The sequence below is a fragment of the Brevundimonas intermedia genome, assembly GCF_027922165.1.
In the GTDB taxonomy this organism is placed as follows: Bacteria; Pseudomonadota; Alphaproteobacteria; order Caulobacterales; family Caulobacteraceae; genus Brevundimonas; species Brevundimonas intermedia.
In genome coordinates this window covers 1-18,852 of sequence record NZ_BSFD01000001.1, presented here as the reverse complement: position 1 = coordinate 18,852, position 18,852 = coordinate 1, and the positions used below count along the sequence as shown (strand labels likewise).

15 protein-coding genes are annotated in these 18,852 nt (G+C 67.1%); 5 read left to right on the top strand and 10 right to left on the bottom strand.

Annotated features, from left to right (window positions below):
- Nucleotides 1-34 precede the first annotated feature (34 nt).
- The 3 genes from PKE72_RS00075 to ileS all read right to left on the bottom strand — a co-directional run bounded on the left by PKE72_RS00075 (nucleotide 35) and on the right by ileS (nucleotide 7,025).
- Entirely contained in the window at nucleotides 35-562 is a 528-nt protein-coding gene (locus PKE72_RS00075) for a porin family protein (protein WP_271163438.1), read from the bottom strand.
- Between the two features lie 261 nt (nucleotides 563-823).
- Nucleotides 824-3,502: a pyruvate, phosphate dikinase gene (gene ppdK, locus PKE72_RS00070; RefSeq protein WP_271163437.1), complete on the bottom strand. Its 2,679-nt coding sequence runs from the start codon at nucleotides 3,500-3,502 to the stop codon at nucleotides 824-826.
- Between the two features lie 502 nt (nucleotides 3,503-4,004).
- Nucleotides 4,005-7,025: an isoleucine--tRNA ligase gene (ileS, locus tag PKE72_RS00065; RefSeq protein WP_271163436.1), complete on the bottom strand. Its 3,021-nt coding sequence runs from the start codon at nucleotides 7,023-7,025 to the stop codon at nucleotides 4,005-4,007.
- A 340-nt stretch (nucleotides 7,026-7,365) separates the two neighbouring features.
- On the opposite strand from ileS, the gene PKE72_RS00060 reads away from it, so the two are divergent.
- Nucleotides 7,366-8,247, top strand: a complete 882-nt coding sequence (locus PKE72_RS00060) for a hypothetical protein (RefSeq protein WP_271163435.1) — start codon at nucleotides 7,366-7,368, stop codon at nucleotides 8,245-8,247.
- Nucleotides 8,248-8,370: 123 nt separating this feature from the next.
- Here PKE72_RS00060 and PKE72_RS00055 read toward each other — a convergent pair whose 3' ends face one another.
- Together PKE72_RS00055 and PKE72_RS00050 are read right to left on the bottom strand one after the other, a co-directional pair.
- On the bottom strand, nucleotides 8,371-11,265 hold the full coding sequence (locus tag PKE72_RS00055; RefSeq protein WP_271163434.1) for a M16 family metallopeptidase: 2,895 nt from the start codon (nucleotides 11,263-11,265) through the stop codon (nucleotides 8,371-8,373).
- Nucleotides 11,266-11,431: 166 nt separating this feature from the next.
- Nucleotides 11,432-12,220 (bottom strand): alpha/beta fold hydrolase, encoded by a 789-nt coding sequence (locus tag PKE72_RS00050; protein ID WP_271163433.1) that lies wholly within the window; start codon nucleotides 12,218-12,220, stop codon nucleotides 11,432-11,434.
- 171 nt (nucleotides 12,221-12,391) lie between these two features.
- Between PKE72_RS00050 and PKE72_RS00045 the strand changes: the two genes are divergently transcribed.
- Nucleotides 12,392-12,859: a MarR family winged helix-turn-helix transcriptional regulator gene (locus PKE72_RS00045; protein WP_271163432.1), complete on the top strand. Its 468-nt coding sequence runs from the start codon at nucleotides 12,392-12,394 to the stop codon at nucleotides 12,857-12,859.
- A gap of 12 nt (nucleotides 12,860-12,871) precedes the next feature.
- Here the strand turns inward: PKE72_RS00045 and PKE72_RS00040 are convergent, their stop codons facing one another.
- Complete coding sequence (locus tag PKE72_RS00040) at nucleotides 12,872-13,663, bottom strand: SDR family oxidoreductase (RefSeq protein ID WP_271163431.1); 792 nt, start codon at nucleotides 13,661-13,663, stop codon at nucleotides 12,872-12,874.
- On the bottom strand, nucleotides 13,660-13,986 hold the full coding sequence (locus tag PKE72_RS00035) for a nuclear transport factor 2 family protein (RefSeq protein ID WP_271163430.1): 327 nt from the start codon (nucleotides 13,984-13,986) through the stop codon (nucleotides 13,660-13,662). Before PKE72_RS00035 ends, PKE72_RS00040 begins: the two co-directional genes overlap by 4 nt.
- Before the next feature lie 56 nt (nucleotides 13,987-14,042).
- Between PKE72_RS00035 and PKE72_RS00030 the strand changes: the two genes are divergently transcribed.
- Nucleotides 14,043-14,453, top strand: coding sequence for a winged helix-turn-helix transcriptional regulator (locus PKE72_RS00030; RefSeq protein ID WP_271163429.1), 411 nt, complete (start codon nucleotides 14,043-14,045; stop codon nucleotides 14,451-14,453).
- Nucleotides 14,454-14,754: 301 nt separating this feature from the next.
- Here the strand turns inward: PKE72_RS00030 and hfaD are convergent, their stop codons facing one another.
- The 3 genes from hfaD to hfaA are packed head-to-tail and all read right to left on the bottom strand — an operon-like array spanning nucleotide 14,755 to nucleotide 17,394.
- The gene (hfaD, locus tag PKE72_RS00025) at nucleotides 14,755-16,014 is read right to left on the bottom strand and encodes a holdfast anchor protein HfaD (protein WP_271163428.1); all 1,260 of its coding nucleotides are present in this window, start codon (nucleotides 16,012-16,014) and stop codon (nucleotides 14,755-14,757) included.
- Nucleotides 15,941-16,957, bottom strand: a complete 1,017-nt coding sequence (gene hfaB / locus PKE72_RS00020) for a holdfast anchoring protein HfaB (protein WP_271163427.1) — start codon at nucleotides 16,955-16,957, stop codon at nucleotides 15,941-15,943. Before hfaB ends, hfaD begins: the two co-directional genes overlap by 74 nt.
- Nucleotides 16,954-17,394 carry a holdfast anchoring protein HfaA gene (gene hfaA / locus PKE72_RS00015; protein WP_271163426.1) on the bottom strand — a complete coding sequence of 147 codons (441 nt, stop codon included), beginning with the start codon at nucleotides 17,392-17,394 and terminating at the stop codon, nucleotides 16,954-16,956. The genes hfaB and hfaA overlap by 4 nt, the downstream gene beginning before the upstream one ends.
- A gap of 182 nt (nucleotides 17,395-17,576) precedes the next feature.
- On the opposite strand from hfaA, the gene PKE72_RS00010 reads away from it, so the two are divergent.
- Both PKE72_RS00010 and PKE72_RS00005 read left to right on the top strand, forming a co-directional pair.
- Nucleotides 17,577-18,218: a rhomboid family intramembrane serine protease gene (locus PKE72_RS00010; protein ID WP_271163425.1), complete on the top strand. Its 642-nt coding sequence runs from the start codon at nucleotides 17,577-17,579 to the stop codon at nucleotides 18,216-18,218.
- Nucleotides 18,219-18,311: 93 nt separating this feature from the next.
- Entirely contained in the window at nucleotides 18,312-18,740 is a 429-nt protein-coding gene (locus PKE72_RS00005; RefSeq protein ID WP_271163424.1) for a CBS domain-containing protein, read from the top strand.
- Nucleotides 18,741-18,852 lie beyond the last annotated feature (112 nt).

Sequence of the window (18,852 nt, the reverse complement as noted above, 5' to 3'; positions counted from 1 at the left end):
AGCGCGCCCTCTTCATTTCGCCTGATCGTGTCGATCAGAAGCGGCGGATGTAGCTGACCGAATAGGCGTCGGCTTCGCCCGCATCGTCGCGGTAGTCGCGACGGGTCCAGTCGGCCCGCACGCCGTTCACGCCGTCGATATAGTAGTTTGCGCCGGCGCCGTAGTTCCAGCTGTCGCCGCCCACGTCGGTATTGGCGCCCGGGAACTCCTGCTTCAGCTCGGTGTGGCCGTAGCCGCCGCGCGCGAACAGCTCCAGCTTGTCCGACACCGGGTATTTGCCGACCACATAACCGGCGGCGTCCCACTCGTGCTTGATCGAGCCGTCGACGCCGGCGACGGTGAAGTCGTCGTCCTTCACGCCGACCGAGGCTTCGGTCTCGACGGCCAGGTAACGGTTCAGGTTTACGCCCAGACGACCGGTGACGGCGCCCGTGGTTGCATTGTCGCCTTCAAGATGAGTGTAGCCCAAAGAGCCGTATCCGCGCGGCTCGGGATTGGTTTGGGCGAATGCCGGAGCAGCGATTGCAGAGACGGCGACAGCGGCGAGAAGAATGTTACGCATTGTTTCTTATTAACTCCTAGATGTGATGACCGGTTGGATCATCAGCCCCATCCAGCGAGTGCTTAAATAGGTGACGCTGTCGTCTGTTCCATGGGTAAGCGGAACATGGCGTCGTCTGTGCGCGTGGAGCCACACACTGTGTTCCGTCAACTACGACGGAAATGCGACGCCCAACGAAAAGGGGCGGCGCCTCACGGCGCCGCCCCTTATTTCAGTTCACTCCGTCATCCTCGGGTCAAGCCCGAGGATGACGGTGCGTGCCTAGCGGTCCTTCTCGCGCTCCCCGCTCAGCGCCGCCTGGGCCGCCGCCAGACGGGCGATGGGCACGCGGTAGGGCGAGCAGGAAACGTAATCCAGGCCGGCCTTCTCGCAGAAGGCGATTGACGACGGATCCCCGCCGTGTTCGCCGCAGATGCCCAGCTTGACCTCGGGCCGCACCGCCCGGCCCCGTTCGGCCGCGATCTCGATCAAGCCGCCGACGCCGTCCTGGTCCAGACGCACAAAGGGATCGGTCTCGAAGATGCCCTTGTCCAGATAGGCCTGAAGGAACCGCCCCGAATCGTCGCGGCTGATGCCGAAGGTCGTCTGGGTCAGGTCATTGGTGCCGAAGCTGAAGAACTGGGCGTATTCCGCCAGGTCCCCGGCGCGGATGGCGGCGCGGGGCAGTTCGATCATGGTCCCGACCAGATATTCCACGCTGTCGCCGGCGTCGGCGAACACCGCCTTGGCCGTGCGGTCGGTCAGCTCGCGCAGATATTTCATCTCCAGACCCAGGGCGACCAGCGGGTGCATGATCTCCGGGATCGGCGCCAAACCAGATGTTTGCTTCACCTCCAGCGCGGCCTCGAGCACGGCCCGGACCTGCATCTCGTAGATCTCGGGATAGGCCACGCCCAGCCGGCAGCCGCGATGGCCCAGCATGGGGTTGGTCTCGTGCAGTTCCTTGGCCCGGCGCTTCAGCTTCTCGGCGTCTATGCCCGACGAGGCGGCCAGGGCGTCGATGTCCTCGTCCGTGTGCGGGATGAACTCGTGCAGCGGCGGGTCGAGCAGGCGCACCGTCACCGGCAGGCCGGCCATGATCTCGAACAGTTCGACGAAGTCCGACTTCTGGAACGGCGCGATCTTGGCCAGGGCCGTGCGGCGCCCGGCTTCGTCGTCAGCCAGGATCATCTCGCGCACGGCGGCGATCCGGGTGTCGTCGAAGAACATGTGCTCGGTCCGGCACAGGCCGATGCCCTCGGCGCCGAAGCCGCGCGCGGTCTTGGCGTCCAGCGGCGTCTCGGCATTGGCGCGCACCTTCAGGCGGCGCACCTTGTCGGCCCAGCCCATCAGCGTCTGGAAGTCGCCGGTCAGCTCGGGCTCGATCATCGGCACGGCGCCGTCCAGCACCTCGCCCTTCGAGCCGTCGATGGTGATGATCTCGCCGGCCTTGAAGCTGCGGCCGCGCGCGGTGAAGACGCCCTTGGCCTCGTCTATATGGATCTCCCCGGCGCCGGAGACGCAGGCCCGGCCCATGCCGCGCGCCACCACGGCGGCGTGGCTGGTCATGCCGCCCCGCGCCGTGATGATGCCGCGGGCGGCGTGCATGCCGTGAATGTCCTCAGGCGAGGTCTCCTCGCGCACCAGGATGACCGCTTCCCCCAGGCCGGCCAGCCGCTCGGCCTCGTCGGCGTCGAACACGATCTTGCCGGTCGCCGCGCCGGGCGAGGCGGGCAGGCCTGCGGCGACGACGGTGCGGGCCGCGTCCGGGTCCAGGGTCGGGTGCAGCAGCTGATCCAGCGCCGACGGCTCGACCCGGCTGATCGCCTCTTCCTGGGTGATTACGCCTTCCGCCGCCAGATCCACGGCGACCTTCAGCGCCGACTTGGCGGTGCGCTTGCCGTTGCGGGTTTGCAGCATCCAGAGCCGGCCCTGTTCGACCGTGAACTCGATGTCCTGCATGTCGCGGTAATGGCTCTCCAGCGTGTTCACCACCGTGACGAACTGACCGAACACCTCGGGCATGGCCTCTTCCATCGAGGGGGCGGTCTCGCCCATCTCCTCGCGGCCGATCTTGGTCAGGCTTTGCGGCGTGCGAATGCCCGCGACCACGTCTTCTCCTTGGGCGTTGATCAGGAACTCGCCGTACAGGCGCGCCTCGCCGGTCGAGGGGTTGCGGGTAAAGGCCACGCCGGTCGCCGAGGTCTCGCCCATATTGCCGAACACCATCGACTGGACGCTGACGGCCGTGCCCCAGCTTTCGGGGATGTCGTGCATGCGGCGATAGAATTTGGCCCGCTCGTTCATCCAGCTGGCGAAGACGGCGCCGACCGCCCCCCACATCTGGTCGCGCGGATCCTGCGGGAAGGGATGGCCCAGTTCGCGTTCGACCACGGACTTGTAGTCGACGACGATCCGTTCCCAGTCCTCGGCCTTCAGGTCGGTGTCGACGCTGACGCCCAGCCGGTCCTTGTGCGCGTCCAGAACCTCTTCGAAGTCGTCGTGGCTCAGGCCCAGCACCACGTTCGAATACATGGTGATGAAGCGCCGATAGGAATCAAAGGCGAAGCGCCGGTCGCCCGACAGTTTGGCCAGGCCCTCGACCGTCTGGTCGTTCAGGCCCAGGTTCAGCACCGTATCCATCATGCCCGGCATCGACGCCCGCGCGCCCGAGCGAACCGAGACCAGCAGCGGGTTCTCGACGTCGCCGAAGGTCTTGCCGACGACGGCCTCGACCTTGGCCAGAGCGGCCTTCACCTGGTCTTCCAGATCGGCGGGATAGGTCTCACCGTTGGCGTAATAGTGGGTGCAGACCTCGGTGGTGATGGTGAACCCGGGCGGGACGGGCAGCCCCAGCGCGGACATTTCGGCAAGGTTCGCACCCTTGCCGCCGAGAAGATTTTTCATCGACGCATCGCCGTCGGCGGACCCGCCGCCGAAGCCGTAAACCCACTGAGTCATCTATAGCCCCTGAGCTAGGAGAAGGTTCGGCGGGTTGGCCCGCTCGCAGATGCAACATGATCTAGCGCGGCAAAACCGGCTTGGCCATGGCGGATGTAACAATGCGTGAGCGGGAAACCGGTTTCCGTGGTGCAGCGGCCGGCCTCACCTCCCTGCGCGCGAAGGCGCGCGGGGAGGACAGGTCGCTCTTGCGACCAGGAGGGGGAGACTCTGACAGTTCTTGCGTTTGCCACGTTTTCTTTCGTCATTCCGGGCGAAAGGCCGCTTGGCCCGAAGACCCGGAACCCCTCGTCATCCTCCGGCCCGCGAAGCGGGACCGGGGGAGGCGCCGAAGGCGAAATGGGTCCGCCGCACAATGTTAAGCAGCGGATTCGCGACAGGTTCGCGCTCTCGCGCGCCGCTGGGTTCCGGGTCTCCGCTGCGCTTCGCCCGGAATGACGAAAGAAGGGGGACGACGTCACCTCCCCGCGCCCGAAGGTTAACGGGGAGGTGAACTCGGGCGTCAGCCCCGCGTCTGGTCCCAATACCGAACCGCATCGGCGTCGCGGGCCGACAGGTCGGGGTAGGCGGGGTCAGAACCGACGTCGGGCACCCGCCGCCATGAGCGGGCGCACTTCGGATGATCGGCTAGCCGGAAGCGCGCCCAAGTGTTGCCCACTCCCTCTTTCCCAAAGAGATCTGAGTTAAACGACTGAAGCTGGTTTTCCTCATGCCATCCAATGCGTTCGTCTGGATTGAAGACGTCAGCAAGGCTGGTGCGGAAGACTTCGGCTGCGTCGATCGGTGCCAACTTTCCGTCGCCATTGAAGGCTTTCAGAACGTCTTTGTTGAGTGTCGGGACCTCGGGGTTGGCCTCAAGCGCCGATCCGATGGTCTTGGCTTGTCGCTCGATCTCGAGCATTCCCGTGACGACACTTGTCACTTTCTGGATGACGGCCCACCGCTCCGCCTCGGCCGCATTCTCCCACTCCGTCGGCGTCTCCGGAATCACCCGCGCACAGTTCGTCCCCGCATCGGGGAACCGCGTCGTCCACGCCTCTTCCATCGTGAACGGCGTCAACGGCGACAGCCACGCCGTCAGGCGCATGAAGACCGCGTCCATCACCGTGCGGGCCGCGCGGCGGCGCAGAGCGTCGGGCCGGTCGCAGTAGAGGCTGTCCTTGCGGATGTCGAAATACAGGGCCGACAGGTCGTTGGAGCAGAACTCCAGCACCGGCCGCACCACGTCCTGGAACCGGTATTCCGCATAGGCTTGGCGCACATGGGCGTCCAATTCCCACAGGCGGTGCAGGACGAACTTCTCCAGCGGCGGGAACTGGTCGTAGTCGGTCAGCCGCTCGGCCTCGTCGAAGTCGGCCAGGGCGCCCAGCAGATAGCGGACCGTGTTCCTCAGCTTGCGATAGGCGTCGACCGTGGTCTGCAGGATCTGTTTGCCGATCCGCTGGTCCTCGGAATAGTCGACCAGCGACACCCACAGACGCAGGATGTCCGCGCCGCTCTCCTTGATGATGGTCAGGGGATCGGTTGTATTGCCCTTGGACTTGGACATCTTCTCCCCCTTCTCGTCGAGGGTGAAGCCGTGGGTCAGGACCGCCTTGAACGGGGCGCGGCCACGGGTGCCGCAGCCTTCCAGCAGCGACGACTGGAACCAGCCGCGATGCTGGTCCGACCCTTCCAGATAGAGGTCGGCGGGCCAGTGCGCCGGGCGGTCGCCCGTATAGCCGTGCTCGGGCAGGCGCGGGTCCAGGGTGAAGGCGTGGGTCGAACCGGAATCGAACCAGACGTCCAGGATGTCCTCGACCTTTTCATACCGGGCCGGGTCATGCGCGCCCAGGAAGTCCGCGTCCGGCGCGGTGAACCAGATGTCGGCGCCGTGTTCGGCCACGGCCTTGACGATCCGGGCGTCGACCTCGGCGTCATGCAGGGGCTGGCCGGTCTGTTTGTCGATGAACATGGCCAGGGGCGTGCCCCAGGCGCGCTGACGGCTGACCAGCCAGTCGGGACGACCCTCGACCATCGACCGGATGCGGTTGCGGCCGGCGGCGGGGTGGAATTCGGTGTCGTCGATGGCTTTCAGCGCCGTCTCGCGCAGGCTGTCGCCCGACGCCAGGGACTCGTCCATGCGGATGAACCACTGGGGAGTGTTTCTGAAGATGATCGGCGCCTTGGAGCGCCACGAGTGCGGGTAGGAGTGTTCCAGCCGGCCGCGCGCCAGCAGATTGCCGGCCTCGATCAGCTTTTCCATCACCGCGCCGTTGGCGGGACCGAACTTGCCGGTCTTCTTGCCCTCGGTCTCCAGCACCTTCAGGCCGGCGAACAGGGGAACAGAGGGGTAATAGGCGCCGTCGGGATCGACCGTGTCCGGCACCTCGTGATGACCGTGGGCTTTCCACACCTCGAAGTCGTCGGCGCCATGGCCCGGCGCGGTGTGGACGAAGCCCGTGCCCGCGTCGTCGGTGACATGGTCGCCGGCCAGCAGCGGCACCGAGAAACCATAGCCGCTGTCCAGCGCGGCCAGGGGGTGGGCGCATTCCAGGCCCGACGGATTGATGTCGTAGATGCGGGTCCAGGCGGCGATCTTGGCGGCCTTGAACACCTCTTCCGCCAGCTTGTCGGCGACGATCAGGCGGTCGCCCGGCTTGGCCCAGGGCGCGAACTCCAGCCCCTCTTCCATGGCCGTGACCTCATACAGGCCATAGGCGATCTCGGGGCCGTAGCTGATGGCGCGGTTGGCCGGGATGGTCCAGGGCGTGGTGGTCCAGATGACGATGGACGGGGTGCTGGTGCGGAAGGCCAGCAGGTCGTCGGGATGGTCGTCGGATGCGCCCGTGACCGGGAACTTGACCCAGATCGTGGGCGACACATGGTCGTGGTATTCGATCTCGGCGTCGGCCAAGGCGGTGCGCTCGACCGGCGACCACATGACGGGCTTTGAGCCGCGATACAGCTGGCCCGAATTCTTGAACTTGTGGAACTCGGCGACGATGGCCGCCTCGGACGTGAAGTCCATGGTGGCGTAGCGGTTGGCGAAGTCGCCGACGATGCCCAGCCGGTGGAACTGGTCCTTTTGCAGGTCGATGTATTTGCCGGCGTAGTCGCGGCAGGCGGCGCGGAACTCGTCCTTGGAGACCTCGTCCTTGCGGCGGCCCTTGGCGCGGAACTGTTCCTCGATCTTCCACTCGATCGGCAGGCCGTGGCAGTCCCAGCCGGGGACATAGTCGACGTCATAGCCCAGCAGGAAACGGCTGCGGACCACGAAATCCTTCAGCGTCTTGTTCAGCGCATGGCCGATGTGGATGTCGCCGTTGGCGTAGGGCGGGCCGTCGTGCAGGACATAGAGGGGCCGGTTTTCCGCCTGGCGCGCGGCGCGCAGGGTCCCGTACAGGTCGCCCCACTGCTCCAGGATGACCGGCTCCTTCTGCGGCAGGCCGCCCCGCATGGGGAAGGGCGTCTCGGGCAGGAAGACGGTGTCGCGATAGTCGCGGCCGGAGGGGGTGTCTTTGGATTCGGTGGCGTCGGCCATGGGTCGTCTCGGCGTCGTGGGGTGAGCGTTCGCAGTCTTCGGTCGCCCTATCGCGCTTCGCGCTGCTTCAGGGCGGCTTCTTTCGCCCTTCGTGGGGGCGGTCGTCCCGACGTGCGCTGGGCAAGACCCAGAAGCGCTACGCCGGGCGGCTAATCGAAATCAGGCGAAGGAAGACGCGGACGGTCATTGTGGGGGCGGTCTAGCAGACGGATGCGGCATTGCGCCATCCCGAACACCGCTGCGTCTCAACGGAAACGAAAGGCTTTTGGGGTCTTGGTTAAGTTTGGATCGTCCGGAAGTCTGTCCAGACGACGTGAGAATTCGTTCGGGAGTCCCGCCGATGCGGCAGCGGATCAGGAATTGGATGCTGGGTCTGGCGGCCGGCGTGGCCGTGCTGGGCGCGGGGAGCGCCGCCCTTGCGCAGTGCACCAGCGGCTGCACCCCCGACCCCTGCACCTCGTGCCAACCGCCCGAGCCCCCGACGCCCCCCTCCTGCGGCGGCGGCGGCGGATCGTGCGGCGGCGGGGGCGGCCATGGCGGCTGGAACTCGAACACCAACGTCAATGTGAACGTCAACGTCAACGCGGGCGCCAGCGCCACGGCCAACTCGGGCGCGCGGGCCTATGTCAATGCGCGGGCGGGCGGCTTCTCGGGCAGTTACGGCGGGGGCGGCGGCGCAGCCTACGTCACCGTGGACCAGCCCTATCCCACCACTATCCAGGGCCTGGCCGTTGAAGGCCTGACCCAGACCGTCCGCGCCCCCTTCACCGCCTATCGCCGCTCGATGAAGCGGGTGGTGATTCAGGCTGTCTGCATGGACGACCGCCAGACGCCGCACCCCGCCTCCCAGGTGAAGCCGGATCGCGAGATCGCCGACGGCTATGAGGGCGAGATCTACCGCTGCCTGGCCGGAACCTGGCTCCAGGCGACGATCGCCGACTATGAGGGCGAGATCAAATTCGACCACGGGACGGCCCTGACCTGCAAGAAGCACGAGGCCCTGTGGTTCGGCGGCGAGGGCCGGCTGGAGTGCCGCCCCGAAAAGCCCGAGCGCGACTGCAACGAACGCTCGCTGCTGCGTCGCTACGGGGCCGGGGTGAAGATCCTGACCATGTACCGCGAGGAAGAATACACCGAGTACCGCGAGGAGCAGGTCCAGAGCGCGACCGTCATCACCGGGGCCATCACCCTGGACGGCGGGGTCGGCGGCCGGGTGTTCTGAACCGGACCTGACACAACCCGTTCACGCGCGGCTCAGGCCGCGCGACGCAAGATAAGACCGTCGGCTCTCCGTCGACGATCCTGAAGACTGGCCCCGGCTCGAAAGAACCGGGGCCATTTTTTCTTACTGGGCCGGCTTGTCCGAGACGACCTCGGCGCGCCAGGCGGTTTCGGGCTTCAGATACTGCTGCGCCAGCCGTTGCAGGTCGGCGGCGGTGACGGCCTCCAGCACCGCGATATTGTTGCGGGTCTGGTCCAGCGAGGCCGGGTTCGACTGGGCCTCCGACAGTTGGCCCAGCCAGTAGCCGTTGTCGGCCATGCTGCGCCGCAGCCGCTCCACCGCCGGACGGCGCGCGCGGTTCAGCTCGTCGTCGCCCACCGGATTGTCGCGCAGGTCGGCGACGATCAGGTCGACGGCCTCGAACAGTTTGGTCAGCGACTCCGGCGGCGTCTCGGCCGCCACCACCATATAGCCATAGCCGGCGAAGGTGTCGGAGGTGGTCCCGCTGGCGCTCGGCGAATAGGCGATGGCCTGTTTTTCGCGGATCTCCTCGTTCAGCCGCAGCTGCAGCACGGCCTGCAGCACGCCCAGCTGGCGCGACGTCGTGCGGTCGCCGATCTGGTCGGTGGTGGGCCAGGCCACGACGCCCAGGGCCTGGGTCGCCTGGCCTGTGTGGGTCAGGCGGATCGGGGTCGCGGTCGGGTCGGGGAAGCGGCGCTGGGCCGATTCCGCCGTCGGGGTCGGGGCCGGGCCGCGCGGGGGCAGGGCGGCGAAGGTCGAACCGACCGCGGCGATCACCGCATCCACATCCACGTCGCCGACGACGGTGATCTCGATCGGGCCCTGGGCCAGGGCCGCCTTGATCTCTTCGCGCAGGGTCTCGATCTCGACCGACTGGAACTCGTCGTTCGTCGGCGTGCCCGCCCGCTTGTCGCCGCTCGCCAGCAGCTCGCCGGCCTTGAGCCCCAAGGCCCCTCCGGGCGTCGAGGCCCGCTGTTCCAGCGACTGCGGATAGGCGGCCTTGGCCTGTTGCAGCGGCGCCGGCCGCAGGCCGGGATCGGTCAGATAGGCGGTCAGGATCTGCATCGTCAGCGCCAGATCCTCGGGCCGTGTCGCCCCGCCCAGATTATAGCTGTCCACCCCCTGGCTGATGCTGGTGGTGAAGACATGGCCCGCCAGCACCCGGTTGATCTCATCCACCGTCAGCTTGCCCAGCCCGCCCGAGTTCAGCACCGTATTGGCGGCGGACAGGGGCGAGAACCGGTCGGTCGGCATGCCCAGGCTGCCGATCCCGGTCGAGGCGCTGATCAGGATCTGATCGTCGCGGAAGTCGGTCTTCTTGATGTTCAGCAGGGTTCCGTTGGGGAAGCGGACCAGGGTCGCCCCCAGGTCGGCCACCTCGACGCGCGCCTCCGGAACCGCCGCCGGACCGAAGTCGGAATAGGGCCATTTCAGTTCGGCCTGCGCCGCCGGCGCGGTCACCGCCACCTGACGCGAGGCCTCCAGGGCGGCGGTCACGGCGGCCTCGCCCCCTTCGACCGGGACCGGGCTGGTGAACAGGACCAGCGGCCCCTGGCCTTCGAACACCGGCCGGACGGCGGCGTTGACCTGTTCCGGCGTCAGGTCGGCGACGGTCGCCTCGAACCGGGCCAGACTGTCCTGCGGGGTCGAGAAGACCGAGTCCGCATTGACGGCGTTCAGCAGGGCGCCGGCCAGGGCCGGGGTCGAGCGGGTCGCGGCCGTGGCCACGGCGTTCTGCAGCCCGGTGCGGTATTCGGTGATCTCGCGCTGCAGTTCGGCCTCGGTGACGCCGTACTGGCTCAGGCGGCGCGCCTCCTGCTCGACCGTCTCCAGCGCCCGCTTCCATTCACCCGGCGTAAAGGCGACCGCCAACACCCCGGCGTCCAGGGTGTCGAACAGGCCCTGATAGCCGGCGTTGGCCCCCAGGAAGGGCGGATTGTCGGCCCGCGCCAGCTCGCCCAGCCGGCGGTTCAGCACCGCCAGACCCAGGTTGCGGCGGGTGGCCTCGGCCCGCTCGGCCGCCGTGTCGGGATCCAGGTCGGGCGCCTTGATCCAGTTGATCTGGATCGACGACTGCACGCCGGGCGCGACGATGATGCTGGTCTGGGGCTCGCGCTGCGCCACCTGGCCCAGGTCGGGCTCGGGCCCGTCGGCCGCCTTGGGCGTCCAGTCGCCGAAGACCCCGCGGATCTTGGCCTCCATCGCGTCCACGTCGAAGTCGCCCACGGCGATGAAGGTCGCCCGCGACGGGCGGTAATAGGCGTCATAGAAGTCCACGAACCGGTCGCGCGGCGCGGTGCGGATCACCTCAAGGTCGCCGATCGGCAGGCGTTGCGACAGGCGTTGGCCCGGCGCCAGCAGACCCAGCTGGGTCTTCAGCACCCGGAACTGCGGCGTGTCGCGCGTGCGTTCCTCGCCCACGATCACCCCGCGCTCGGCGTCGATGGCCTCGGCCGCCATCAGGGCGTCGCCCATCATCTGGCGCATCACATAAAGCGACGTATCGACCGTCTCGTCCTGGGTGTTGGGCAGTTCCAGCATATAGGCGGTCTGGTCGAAGCTGGTGAAGGCGTTGGTGTCGGCCCCGAAGGCCAGGCCCAGCCGCTCCAGGATCCGCAGCATCTCGTTCTCGGGGATGTCCTTGGTCCCGTTGAAGGCCATATGCTCCATGAAGTGGGCCAGCCCCTGCTGGTCGTCCCGCTCCATCAACGAGCCCGCGTCGATCCGGAGCCGGAACGAGGCCTGACCGGGCGGGGTGGCGTTCTTCAGCAGGGCGTAGCGCATGCCGTTCGGCAACAGGCCGTACCGCACCGCCGGATCGGCCGGAATATCACTGGCCGCCTGGGCCCAGGGATCGGACGGCGGGACCTGGGTCTCAGCCTGAACGGCGGCGGGCGCAAAGGCCATCGCCAGAACGGGGGCGGGCAGGCTGAACGCCCCCACCGACAGAGCCAACCCCGAGGCCGCGACCAGCAGCAGACGACGTGCAGAACGCATGAGATCCCTCCGAAACGCCGCAACCCCCGATGGAGCGGCCGACGTCTGGAGTAGGCGAGGGCGAGCGACAGGGCAAGGCGACGTTTGGCCTCGTCGCTTCGGACGCCTATCGGTCCTTCTGCATGAGATGCGGGCGGAGCCGGCGCTCCGCCCGCATCGTCCAAATCTACCGATCTCCAGATGCGGCTCGCGCTGCTTCATCGATGACGTCGGCGACCGCGTGCGGCTGCGAGACCATGGGCACGTGGCTGGCGCGGATCTCGACCTTGGTTGCGCCGATCTTCTCGGCCTGCTGGTTCAGCATGGCCGGGCTGATGGCGGCGTCCTCGGTGGCGACGATGAACCAACTGGGGCGCGTCCGCCAGGCGGCCTGGGTCAGGGGGGTGGCGAAGGCCGAAAGGACGATCGGCACCTGGGAGTCGCGCATGAAGGCGGCGTCGGCGTCGCTCACATCGGCGGCGAAGCCTTCCTTGAAACGCTCTGAGTTGATGAAGCCGAAGCCGTCGGCCTGTTCGTCGATGACGAAGGTCGAGGGAATGCCGAAGCCCGCATACTGGTCGCCGGCCGTCTCGCCCGCATCCGGCGCGAAGGCCGAGACATAGACCAGGCCCTTCACCTTGTCGTCCACGCCGGCTTCGGTGATCACCGCCCCGCCCCACGAGTGGCCGACCAGGATCGTGCCGCCGTCCTGACGGGCGAGGGCGCGCCGCGTGGCGGCGACGTCGTCAGCGAGCGAGGTCAGGGGGTTCTGGACGATCGTCACCCGATAGCCGCGAGCGGTCAGGTCGTCATAGACCCCGCGCCAGCCCGAGCCGTCGGCGAAGGCTCCGTGAACCAGCACCACGTTGCGGACGGACTGGTCAGCCGGCAGGGGCGCGGTCGTCTGGGCCAAGGCGGCTCCGCCGAGGCTGGCGGCGCCGACGGCGGCGAGGAGGATGTTGCGGAACTTGATCATGGGGTGGTCCTTTCCGTGAGAAGGGAGGCCTCGGCCTGCCCGGTAAAGAATATTGCGCCGCGAACTGTTATCGCGATAAACGTCATATCCGGGACGGGCCGCGCCTTGTCAATCGAATATTTATCGCGATATGTGTTTTCTCGCGAAGCGTCGCGCAACGGAGTGTGCTTGATGACCCGACAGACCGGACCCATACCGATGGAGGACCAGCTCTGTTTCACCGTCTATTCGACCAGCATGGCGATCCAGCGCGCCTATAAGCCCCTGCTCGACGCCCTGGGGGTGACCTACCCCCAGTATCTCGTCATGAACGTGCTGTGGCGCGAGGACGGCCGGACCGTAGGCCAAATCGCCGAGGAGCTGGCGCTGGAGCCCAGCACCATGACCCCTCTGCTGAAACGGCTGGAGGCCTCCGGCTTCGTGAGCCGAATGCGAAACCCGGGCAATGAACGCCAGGTCGTCGTCACCCTCACCGATGAAGGCCGTACTCTAGAGCAGCGGGCGGGGTGCCTCGCAGAGGCCCTGCTCCAGCATTCGGGAGCGACGCCGGCCGAGTTGGGCGAGATCAACGGCCGGATGAAGGGTCTCAGGGACGCCATCTACGAGAGCCTGGGGGGACGGAAGACGCCGGGCGGCTGAGCGACAGCGGGGCTAGACCGTGGGGATCGTCCCTCCATCGATGACGAAGTCGCCGCCGTGGATCGCCGCAGCCCGGTCCGAGGCCAGGAAGGCGATGAGTTCGGCGACCTCTTCCGGTTCGGCGGGGCGGCCGAGGGGAATGCCGCCGAGACCCGCCAGGACGCTCTGACGAGCGTCTTCGATCGTGCCTCCGGAGCCCAGGGCGATCCGCTCGAGCAAATGGCCCGACGCCTCGGTCATGATCCAGCCGGGCGACACCACATTGACCCGTACGCCCTTGGGGCCGACCTCCTTGGACAGCGCCTTGCTGTAGGTTGTCAGGGCCGCCTTGGCTGCAGCATAGGCGGTGGTCGAGTCCGGGAGCGGCAGTCGTCCCTGGATCGACGAGACGTGGACGACGGCTCCAAAGCCGCGCTCAAGCATCTTCGGGATGAGCAGTCGGTCGAGACGCACGGCCGGCATCAGGTTGAGATCGAGTTCCGCGCGCCAGTGCGCCTCGGTCAGGGCCGAGAATCCTCCCGCGGGCGAGGATGAGCCGCCCACGACATGAACGAGGACATCGATCCCGCCGAAGCGACGGATGGCGGCCTCGGCGAGGGTTTCGCAGCCCTCCGGGGTCGTGAGATCCGCCTGGACGAACTCAGCGCCGTTCGCGACCTCCGGTGAGACTCGCGCTGCGGTGATGACGCGGGCGCCGCCGGCGAGGAAGCGCTGCACGGTCGCACGGCCGGCGCCCTTGGTGCCGGCGGTCACGAGGACCCGGCGGCCTGCGAACTCTTGGGAATCGGGACGGCCCATGGTCATCCAATCTCCAGCGCGCGAATAGCGTCGTCGGCGAGGGTGAATCGCATCGTGAACCGAAGCGGACTTCCCTTGAAGGCGCCGCTGGTCAGGCCTTCGACGACGAACTGACCGTTTTCTTCGCGGCTGGCGTCCGGCGTGAAGATCGCGCGGGCGGCGATGGTGGCGTCCTGAATCCAGTGCCGGAGTTCGGCGTGGCCGCGATGCTCACCACCATCGTCGCGCACGACGGCGTCTGGCGCGAAAGGATGGAGCATTTCATCCAGGTCGAGTCGCGCGTTGGCCGCGACATAGTCGGCGATCGGTTTGGGAAGGGCGAGCGTCATCTGTCTCTCCAGCTTGGGTGTTGCGTCTGGACCCAAACTGGAAATATGCTGCGGAGATGACAAGTACGGACGAAAAAGTAAGGTACACACCTGAAGGTGAGCGCCTGGACTACACGCCGCAGACGGCGGCATCGAGCGCGCAGAACGTCATCCGGATTTTGGAAGGACGTTGGAAGCTGGTGATCCTGTTCCAGTTGTTCGGCTCGAACGTGCGTCGGTTCTCCGAGCTGGAGCGGGCGATCCCGGGCGTGTCGCAGAAGATGCTGATCCAGCAATTGCGGCAACTCGAGCTCGACGGCGTGGTGGCGCGGATCGTCCATCCGCAGGTGCCGCCGAAGGTCGAGTATCATCTGACGGAGTGGGGCCAGTCGCTCTGCCCCGTGCTCGACAAGCTGCTGACCTGGGCGGAAGCGGCGCCGGCGGAGGTTCGTGACCGGCTGATCGAGGGGGAGCGGCTCCCTGATTGAACGGGGTTCACGCCTGCCACCCATCCTAAATCCGCAGCCAGACTCCGGTCTTTTCAGGCCTTTACCGCCCGAAACCACACCTCAACCCGTCACGCTCCAAAACCGTGCGATACTTCTCCCCGCACGGTCTTTGACAACCAAATCCCCCTCCCGTCGCCCGCTCGGGAAATGGCGCTTTTGGCGCTTTTGGCGCTTTGTCACCCTGTTTTCGCGCCAGCGCCATTTCCCCTCAGCCCCCGCGTCCCCGCGAAGATTAGACGAAAATAGACTCCATTTTTTTGCAGTGGATTGAGTCTATTCCTCAGCCGCCCGGCCGGCTGACATAGAAGGTGGCGCTGTTGCCCACGGCGGTCGCCCCCACCACGGCGGCGCGGCCGGCGCCGATGGTGGCGGTGGTCGTGGCGGTGATATTGGCGTCATTGGTCTGGCTGTTGGTCACATTGACCTCGCCGCCGCACTGGGAACAGGCGTATCCGGTGACGCTGTTGCCCACGGCCTCGGACCCGACATAGGCGTCATAGCCGCTGACGCCCGTATAGGTCGCGGTCGCCTCGACCCCGCCGCTGTTCAGCTGGGTGTTGTCCAGCTCCAGATAGATGTCCTGGTTGCCGGCGATCACCTCATTGGCGACGGCGCGGGCCGAGACGGTGGTCTGGCCCTGCAGGTTGGTCTGGGCCTGGGCTGAGGCGCGGACCCGGCCCTGGTTGGTCTGGTCGGTCGCGGCGACCAGCGAGCCGCCGGCGTTGTAGAGCACCGTCTGGTTGGCGCCGGCGTTGGCGCGCGCGGCCAGGTTCCAGGCGTTGTCGACATAGACGTCGGTGCGGGCCTCGATGGTCGAGGGGCTGTTGGTCTGGCGGATCGTCAGATCCTGGTGCGAGGCGCCGGTGGTCGAGGCCTGGACCGAATTGGCCAGGGCCTGGGCGGCGAAGTCGGCGGGGGCCGGGATATACTGCACGTCGGCGACGGTCTCGGCCAGGACGGTGGTCTGGGCCGACTGGTCCACGGCCCCGGTGATCGAGGACGAGGGGCCGCCCAAGGCCACGCCGTTGGCCACGGCCGTGGTCGCGGCGAACCCGCCCGCCAACATATGGCCGGTGGGGGACTGAAGGGCTGTCCGGGCGGTGACCTCGGCGCCTGTGGCCGCCTGGGTCGCGTCCAGGGCGAAGGTCGCGCCGTCTGTGGCGACGGACAGCTGATTGGCCTGGGCCCGGGTGGTCACGCCGATCACGCCTTCGGACTCGCCGTTGAGGACGAGGGTGGTCTGGGCTCGGGTCGCGCCGGTCATGGTCTGGCGCGACGTCAGGGCGCCCGAGGTCGCCTCGATGCCGCCGGACAGGGCGTTGCCGGTCGCGTAGGTCGTCACCTCCAGCTGGTCGACCGCCACATCCAGGTTCACCGTGCCGGTGACCTCGCCGGACAGGGCCTGGGTGCTGGAGCAGTAGGACCCGGTCTCAGGGTCGCACAGCGGCGTCTGCTGGGCCGTCGCCTCAGTAGCGGCTAGGGCGAACGTCGCCGTCGCGGCGATCATGCCAGCGAGACGGATCGGCGCGGGTCTGGCCATTGTTCGTTTCCGTGGTTGGATAGGCCGGATAGAAGCCGCCGGTCGGGCCGACGGCGCTGTCGCCGAGCGGATCATTGGCGGCGTCGAGGCAGATTTCGGGGCCGGGGGCGCCGTACAGATTGGCCATGAACTCGACCGTGGCCCGTTCGACTAGGGCGCGCACGGCCAGCTGCGTCGGCTCCATCCCGCCGGACCCGGCCGAGATGTCGAAGACATTGCCGTTCAGGAAGTCGAACACCCCGGCCGAGATCTCGCGGCCGATGATCTGCTTCTGGTAGGAGACGACGTCCACGACCTCGAGCGTAGTGGTCTGCACCAGCCGCAGGTCGATGGCGATGTTCATGACATAGGTGCGGTAGGTGGCGATGCCCGAGCCGGGGGTGTCGGAGTCCGTCTCGCCCATGGCGGCGTCGAACCCGCCCGAGCGGATGTTGTAGTTCACCTCGGTGATGCCGCCGACGATGTAGAAGTCGGAGCCCGGCACCTGACCGGCGAGGATGCGGCGGAACTGGGTGTCTTCCGGGCCCTGGGCGCCGGGCGTGTTGTCGCCGATCAGCTTGTTGTTGGCGTAGCGCAGCTCCAGCTCGGACACCGAGGTGTCGTAGCGTTCGACGATCCGCGCCCCGGCCTTGGCCAGGGCCGAGTTGGCCATCAGCGAAGCGCCGCCGGTGATCTGGCGCCCGCCGTCCGAGGAGACGGTTCCGGTGTAGTCGCTGATCCGCCCCACGGCCATGCGCGGCGAGGGCAGATTGTAGCGGCGGGCGTAGTCGGCCAGGCAATACAGGGCTGCCGAATAGGGGGTCGGGTTGGCGGTGACCGGCGCATTGCCGATCGGGGTCGCATACTGGCCCGACGGTCCCGCGACGGGGCTGACGCAGCCGGCCAGCAGCAGCGCCGCAGCGGTCGCGACCGCGCCGGTGCGAATGAGAGCAGATCGGCTCATGGCAGGTTAAGGGTTCCGTTCAGGGCCGTGCCGGCGTTGACGTCGCCGTTGTTGGTCTGTTTCGAGTTGACGATGACGGTGTTGTGGCTGCCTTGAACGACCACGTTCAGCTGGTTGCCGATTGCGGTGGACCCGCCGACGGTCGATCCGCTGTTGCTGGAAGACCCTGCGCCGGCATAGGCCGAGGCCACGCCGCCGGACTGACTGGTATAGGAAGAGGCGCCCGACTGGATGATGCCGTTGACGATCACCCGGTTGCCGTTGGCGTCGCGGGTCGAGCCTGTCGTGGCGGTGCTGGTTGCGCTGCGAGCGGCGCCATAGCCCTGCTGGAACTGCGCGGCGCCGCTTGATCCCGTGGTCTGAGCGGCAGCCGGCGCGGCCAGTGCCAGGATCGTGACCACGGTCGGCAGGGGGGCGATCAGCCTCTTAACCAGCATCGGGGTTGCTCCTCGCGCACAAACGAACCACGGACCGACAGCAGAATCCGCCCCCCAAACTGCGTTAAGGTTATTAAGAAGCGCTTGAGATACGGAAAATCCCTGCGCATGGGTGATGAATGTCCGAGCCCGACGGTCGATTCGCTGCGACCCCCGAACCGGGGGAGCCTAGGTCCGAGAGGATGTTCAACGCCCCGGTCACGGTGGTGCTGATCGCCCTGTCCATGCCGGTGCTGTTCTTCTTCCAGCGCCAGTTGCCAGACATGGGGGCGGCCATGGCCTTTGCGCCCATCGATCTGGAGCGGGGACGTTGGGGCGGGCTGCTTACGGCCATGCTGCTTCATCTCGGCTGGACACACGCTATCATGAATGCGGTCGGGGCCTTGGCTTTCGGAACCCCCGTGGCCCGCTTGTTCGGCGACCGGATCGGGCCGACCGTCTTCCTGCTCTTCTATATAGGCTGCGGCGTGATCGCCGCCCTGGGCTATGCACTGGTCCACTGGGGCTCGAACGACGCCGTGGTGGGCGCGTCCGGCGCCGTATTCGGCCTGATCGGGGGCGCGACCCGTCTGATGGGCGGGCAGGGCAGGGTGTTGAGCCTGTTCGATCGGCGGGTGGTCAGCGCTTCTGTCGCCTGGATGGCGGTCAACGCCGTGACGGGCCTGATCGGTTATGCGCCAGGCGCAGAGGGCGCCCGTATCGCCTGGGAGGCGCACGCCTTCGGCTTCTTCGCCGGCCTGCTGGCCATAGGCCCACTGGCGCGCGCCTTCGGCAAAGGGCCGCCGCCCATCGCCGCGCCCGACGGGCCTGAATCGCGGATTTGATTCCGGTCGCGCCATGAGCGATCATGGTTATCGAGCGGCCCTGTCGCCATTCCGGCCCCGCGGTCGTCTCTTAACCATAGAGAAGGAGCCGCGATGTTCGTCGCCGAGATCCTCAAGACCAAGGGAAACGCCGTCTTCTCCATCGCGCCCTACCTGACGGTGGCGCGCGCCTGTGAGGAACTGGAGCTGAAACGGGTCGGGGCCATGGTGGTCCGCGACGGCGAGACCGTCGTCGGCGTGTTTTCCGAAAGGGACGTGGTCAAGGCCCTGGCCGCTGACGGCCCGTCCGCCCTGAACCGCCCTGTCGGAGACTATATGACGGCCAAGGTGATCTTCGCCGAACCGGGCGAGGCCATGTCCGCGCTTATGACCCGGATGACCGACCGGCGGATTCGCCATCTGCCGGTGATGGACGGCGGGCGATTGGTCGGCGTCATCTCCATAGGCGATGTGGTCAAATGTCAGATCGAGGAACACGCCCGCGAGGCCGAAAGCCTCAGAACCTATATCACCGCTGGCTGAGCGGGGTGCGGTGAAGCTTCGGAGATTCCGACTCCGCGAGATTCTTCATCGATCTGTCAGAATCTGGTTGCGGTGAAAAAGGGTGGCCCGTATAGGACCGCCTCGCTCGGAA